Genomic DNA, 4,888 nt, shown 5'->3' on the forward strand with positions numbered 1-4,888 from the left:
GTAGCTTTACTATCCGGCCTGAATCATCTAAAATATAGGAAACACTAGCAATTATCTTATAGTTGGCTTTCGGGGGAAGAGGAGAGTAAAAATGCAATCAAATAAACGAAATAAGAACGGTTTGAAAATATTCGTCAGTGTCCTTGCAATTTTGGTTATCGGTATCCTCGGGTATGTTTACTCGATCTATGCAAATGTGAAAGATACAATGGACACGGCCTACACGCCAGTAGAAGTCGAGACTTTCCGAACGACGAATGCCGGCACAGTTGTCGATTCCTCAGAAGCGGCAGACGGAGAAAGCAGAACCGATGTTGGAGCATTGACACCTTCGGAACTCCTGGAAGCGGGCGAACCGGTTTCGATTTTGTTGTTGGGCGTCGACACCGGTGACTTGGGCCGCACGGAACAAGGCCGTTCCGACTCGATGGTGGTCGTCACGATTAATCCGCACACCCAAAAGACGACATTGTTGAGCATCCCTCGCGATACCTATACCGAAATCGTGGGCTCCGGCAACATGGACAAAATCAACCACGCCTATGCTTTCGGCGGTACCGCGATGGCGATCAACACCGTCCAGAAGCTGTTGGACATTCCAATCGATTTTTATGCGACAGTCAACATGGCCGGCATTAAGGAAATCGTCGATGCGGTCGGCGGCATCGCTGTCGAGAGTCCGCTTGCCTTCAAACAGAACGGCCATGCTTTCATCGAAGGCACCAACCAATTGGACGGAGAGGCTGCGTTGGCATTCGCCCGCATGCGCTATGAAGATCCGGCCGGCGATACCGGTCGCCAAGGAAGACAGCGCTTGGTCATCGAAGGCGTCATCCGCAAACTTGCGACAGCGGAAACGTTGTTGAATTACCAAAATATCCTAGAAACCTTGTCTTCCAACGTGCAGACGAGCTTCCAGCTGTCCGATTTCTACACGCTCCAAAGCCAGGATTATCTCGGCGCGGTCGGCAATATCGAGCAACAACAACTCGGCGGCATCGGTGACATGATGGACGACATCTATTACAACTTTGTGGATGAAACGGAATTGGCGCGCGTGCAAGTTTTACTGCAAGCCGAACTCGAACTAGAATAAAAGACCTAGACACCTCTTAACGGAGGGAACACGATGGATAAGAAAGACACCAATAAGAGCAGCCCGGCAACATACAACGTTATGTTGTCGGGCTGTATTTTTGTTCTTGTCGGCTGAACGCAATCAGTAGATCACGGAACAGTCGACGAACCCTCTAACAGTCGGCGGTTCGAAGGGAAAGGTAGGATCAACTTCCGACAACCATACTGGATTGTCAAAATAATCAAAAACTAATCAAAAAGAACTACCAACAATTTAACCAGAATTGTCGGAAGCTCCTTATTATCCCTTAACTAATAATTCTTTAGCCTCAACGGATTGCGCGCATACCAATCAATTCGACGTCGCATGCCAAATGATCCGCAGAAACTGCTTGTTCGTACATCAGGTCGGTGGAGAGGTATTTTTTGTTGTCGTCGGCAAAGACGGTAGCGACTACGGCATCCTTATTCCCCAGCAGATCCTGCGCCTTCAGGACGCCCAGGAAGTTGGCGCCCGATGAGATGCCGACGCCGAGTCCGAGCACGCGCGCGAGTTTGCGGGACATGTTGATGGCGTCGCAGTCGTCGATCAAGAGGATATTGTCCAGCTGATCCAGTTTGACGATGGCCGGCACGAACTCGTCGCCGATGCCGAAAATCCGGTGCGGACCGACGACTTTTCCGCAAGACGCCATCGTCGGGGATGAAGCCGGATCGAGCGGGAAGGCCAGGCAATCAGGGTAGGTTTCCTGCAAAATATCTTTGACACCCATCAACGTTCCGCCAGTGCCAACACCGGCGACGAATCCTTGCGGTCTTTTGCCCAAAGCCGCCAGTTGAGCCAGGATTTCTTTCCCGGTAGTCGCGTAGTGGGCGGCGCAATTTTCAGGATTGGAGAATTGGTGCGGCAGGAAGGCGCTTTTGGTTTCGCCCATCCGGTCGGCGAGGGCAATCGAACCGGTGAAGCCGCCTTCCGCTTTGGAAACGAGTCGGATTGTTGCGCCGAAACTTTCGATCAGGTTGATCCGCTCCTTGCTCATCCAGTCGGGCATGAAAATCGTGACCGGATTGCCCAGATAAGCGCCGATCGCAGCAAAAGCGATGCCAGTGTTGCCGCTGGTCGCCTCCGCGATCGGCATACCTTCAGCGATAGCGCCTGTTTCATAGGCCTGGTGGAGGATGTGGCAGGCAACGCGGTCTTTGATGCTGCCTGAGTAATTGTAGTATTCTGCCTTTGCGTATACGATCCGTGGTTCGCCTTTGTAAAGCAAGGAAATTTCCAGCATCGGGGTGTGGCCGATCAAAGCCGCCAAACCATCAAATTTTTCGGACATTTCTTTAGTTATCGTCATGGTCAAAAAACCTCCCATATCTGTGTCATGTCGCTCTTTGTCTTCATTTTAACGCTTTTGCCAAGGAAAGGCCATCGCAAGCCGGTCCATAAGAATATAAAATATTTTTTTGGAAAACGCTTGACTTTATTTCTGAAAGGGTTTACTATTCATATCAAGAGGAACCGGTTTCACCAACAAAGAAAACCTGCTCCTTATCATTTTGAATCGGAAAGGAACCGGTTCCGAAATGAGATGAAACACAGTTTTTATTGCACTTATTCTCAGGAACAACAGATTAAAGGGAAGAGGGAGAAAAAAATGGATTACAAAAAGATTGCAGAAGAATTGTTGACGGATATCGGCGGGAAAGACAACGTACAGGCGGCGACGCACTGCGCAACACGACTACGCTTGGTTTTGAGGGATGAAAGCAAGGTCGACCAAGCGGGATTGGACGCACGCGACGAAGTCAAAGGAACTTTCTCAACGGCTGGTCAATACCAGATCATCCTGGGCTCCGGAACAGTAAATGAAGTCTACAAGGAATTCATCAAAATGGCCGGAATCGATGCCATGAGCAAAGAGGAAGTCAAAACAGCCGGCTCGCAAAAATTGAATCCGATCCAACAAGGCGTCAAGTTGTTGTCGGATATCTTCGTACCGATCATCCCGGCCATCGTAGCCTGTGGTTTGATGATGGGATTGAACAACGTATTCACGGCACAGGATTTGTTTGTTACCGGAAAATCGCTGATTGAAGCTTATCCAGCCATCGAAGGTTTTGCAGCGATGATCAATACATTCTCCAACGCGGCGTATGTCTTCCTGCCTGTCCTGATCGGTTTCAGCGCAACGCAGAAATTCGGCGGCAACCCTTACTTGGGAGCTGTTTTGGGGATGTTGATGGTCCACCCGGATCTTGTCAATGCCTACAACTACCCGTCAGTCTTGGCTGCAGGTGAAGTGCCTTTCTGGGATATCTTCGGATTCGAAATCGCGAAAGTCGGTTACCAAGGGACAGTGTTGCCGATCTTGTTCGCATCTTACATCTTGGCGAAAATCGAAACATTCCTGCACAAACGCGTGCACACATCATTGGATAACCTGGTCACACCGCTGTTCGCTATAATCAGCACTGGCTTCCTGACATTCACATTGGTGGGCCCATTGACGCGCACGCTCGGCGATGTGATGACAAGCAGCCTTGTGTGGTTGTATGACACGACAGGTGCCATCGGCGGAGCCATCATCGGTTTCTTCTACGCTCCACTGGTCGTTACCGGTATGCACCACAGCTTTATCGCAGTCGAAACGCAATTGTTGGCCGATATCGCCAAAACAGGCGGTACGTTCATCTTCCCGATCGCCGCTATGTCAAACGTGGCTCAAGGAGCTGCTGCATTGGCGATGTTCTTCATTATCAAGGAACAAAAAGCGAAAAGCTTGGCTTCCGCTTCCGCAATCTCCGCTTACTTGGGGATCACTGAGCCTGCGATGTTCGGTATCAACCTGAAATACCGCTACCCATTCTACGCAGCAATGATCGGTTCCGGCGTCAGCAGCGCGTTCATTTCCTTCTTCAAAGTCAAAGCGATCGCATTGGGCGCAGCCGGTCTGCCGGGCGTCATCTCGATCAAACAAGAACAATTGTGGATCTACATCCTGGGCATGCTGATTGCAACACTCACTACAGTATCCATGACCTACGTCTTCAGCAAACGCGACTGGACAAAAAGCGAAGCGAAAAAAAAAAATGAGGAACAAGTTCATTCAACTCTGAATAAGGAAACACTGTGACCCAATCGGTCTAATTTCCGAGAAGCAGTCTTGGACTGCTGGACATAGGACTAATTTGACACGGAAAGGAATAAACGATGAAAGTATGGACGCGCGAGGAGCGCTATAAACAAACCTCGGATTATTCCGACAACTATCTGGAAGAATTGGCGAAAAGGGTGGCGCAGTCGCCCTTCCGCCAAAACTACCACATCCAACCGAACACAGGCCTTTTGAACGATCCGAACGGCTTCACCTATTTCGACGGCAAATGGCATCTCTTCTATCAATGGTTTCCGATGGGTGCGGTCCACGGTCTGAAGCATTGGTACCACCTGACTTCGACAGATCTCGTGAAATGGAAAGAGGAGGGCGTCGCGTTGTTGCCTGACACGGAGTACGACAGCCACGGCGTCTATTCCGGCAGCGGCTTCGTCAAAGACGGCCAGCTGCACATCATGTACACCGGCAATGTCCGCACGGAAAAATGGGAAAGGGTGCCAAACCAAATCGTTGCCCGCATGGAGGCGGACGGCAGCTTCACTAAGTTCCTGCCGCCTGCTATCGCCGGCAATCCGGAAGGCTACACCGATCATGTCCGCGATCCAAAAGTCTGGGAGCAGCACGGCATCTACTATGCCGTCATTGGTGCCCAACGCACCGACGAAACCGGCACAATCCTGATGTACCGTTCCAAGGAT

Annotated in this window: 4 protein-coding genes; 3 read left to right on the forward strand and 1 reads right to left on the reverse strand. The window is 50.6% G+C overall.

From position 1 onward, the window contains the following. Positions 1-91 precede the first annotated feature (91 nt). Entirely contained in the window at positions 92-1,096 is a 1,005-nt protein-coding gene (locus tag WBV27_RS09575) for an LCP family protein (protein ID WP_424201534.1), read from the forward strand. Positions 1,097-1,406: 310 nt separating this feature from the next. Here the strand turns inward: WBV27_RS09575 and WBV27_RS09580 are convergent, their stop codons facing one another. Further along, a complete protein-coding gene (locus WBV27_RS09580) occupies positions 1,407-2,429 on the reverse strand; it encodes a PLP-dependent cysteine synthase family protein (RefSeq protein ID WP_424201536.1) in 1,023 nt (340 codons plus the stop codon). A 300-nt stretch (positions 2,430-2,729) separates the two neighbouring features. Here WBV27_RS09580 and WBV27_RS09585 point away from each other — a divergent pair, with 300 nt between their 5' ends. Together WBV27_RS09585 and WBV27_RS09590 are read left to right on the forward strand one after the other, a co-directional pair. After that, the gene (locus WBV27_RS09585; RefSeq protein WP_424201538.1) at positions 2,730-4,208 is read left to right on the forward strand and encodes a sucrose-specific PTS transporter subunit IIBC; all 1,479 of its coding nucleotides are present in this window, start codon (positions 2,730-2,732) and stop codon (positions 4,206-4,208) included. Positions 4,209-4,285: 77 nt separating this feature from the next. Next, positions 4,286-4,888: glycoside hydrolase family 32 protein (locus WBV27_RS09590; RefSeq protein ID WP_424201540.1), on the forward strand; the 603-nt coding region annotated here is incomplete at its 3' end.

The sequence above is a fragment of the Trichococcus sp. genome (genome assembly GCF_049589555.1).
In the GTDB taxonomy this organism is placed as follows: domain Bacteria; phylum Bacillota; class Bacilli; order Lactobacillales; family Aerococcaceae; genus Trichococcus.

What these genes read in the sequence shown, in the direction of transcription:
- WBV27_RS09575 (WP_424201534.1), top strand. Translation starts at nt 92, where the DNA reads ATGCAATCAAATAAACGAAATAAGAACGGTTTGAAAATATTCGTCAGT.
- WBV27_RS09580 (WP_424201536.1), bottom strand. Translation starts at nt 2,429, where the DNA reads ATGACGATAACTAAAGAAATGTCCGAAAAATTTGATGGTTTGGCGGCT.
- WBV27_RS09585 (WP_424201538.1), top strand. Translation starts at nt 2,730, where the DNA reads ATGGATTACAAAAAGATTGCAGAAGAATTGTTGACGGATATCGGCGGG.